Raw genomic sequence first — 657 nt, 5'->3', positions numbered from 1 at the left:
GGAGGTCACATGGAAGATCAGATCCTGGAAAACGGGAATGGTTCCGTTCAGGGCGCTACTTGTGTATAAGAGTCAGGTCCCAGACAGAAGGTAGCAGGTGCCGGTGTTGTCGTTGATGAGCATATAGAGCGACTCTTTCGCACCGCGATAGAAAAACACTATCTGGTCAATAACGGTAAATCATTTGCTGAAACTCATAACAAATTCAAGGGGATGTATGAAAACTATAACCCCGGTGTACCTGAATCTGAATTTCCCACGATTTGGCAGATGAAACACTTCTTCAAGAGGGAATACTCTCAGGTTGAAAAACTGAAGAAAAGAATCAGCAAGATAGATTATAACAAGGATATCAGGCCGTTACTGGCAACAGCGAACACACAAGCTCTCGGTCCTGGGTCCCGATATGAGATTGATGCAACGATAGCTGATATCTATCTGGTTTCTGATAGTGATCGACAAAACATAGTAGGTCGCCCGATTGTCTATATGGTCATTGATGTGTTTAGCCGGATGGTAGCCGGTTTTTACATCGGCTTTGAGAATCCCTCCTATGTTGCAGCAATGCAGACCCTGTCTATGGCCTGACTCTTATACACAAGTAGCGCCCTGAACGGAACCATTCCCGTTTTCCAGGATCTGATCTTCCATGTGACC

1 protein-coding gene is annotated in these 657 nt (G+C 45.4%); it reads left to right on the top strand.

Features of this window, described 5'->3' with window-relative positions; genetic code table 11:
- Positions 1 to 270: 270 nt before the first annotated feature.
- Positions 271 to 588 (top strand): hypothetical protein, encoded by a 318-nt coding sequence (locus PG892_RS22490; protein WP_270825939.1) that lies wholly within the window; start codon positions 271 to 273, stop codon positions 586 to 588.
- Positions 589 to 657: the final 69 nt, after the last annotated feature.

The organism is Aeromonas sp. QDB68 (assembly GCF_027707405.1).
In the GTDB taxonomy this organism is placed as follows: Bacteria; Pseudomonadota; Gammaproteobacteria; order Enterobacterales; family Aeromonadaceae; genus Aeromonas; species Aeromonas caviae.
This window is presented reverse-complemented; position numbering and strand designations above follow the sequence as displayed.

Coding starts and splice junctions, on each gene's coding strand:
- PG892_RS22490 (WP_270825939.1), top strand. CDS start 271: ATGAAACACTTCTTCAAGAGGGAATACTCTCAGGTTGAAAAACTGAAG.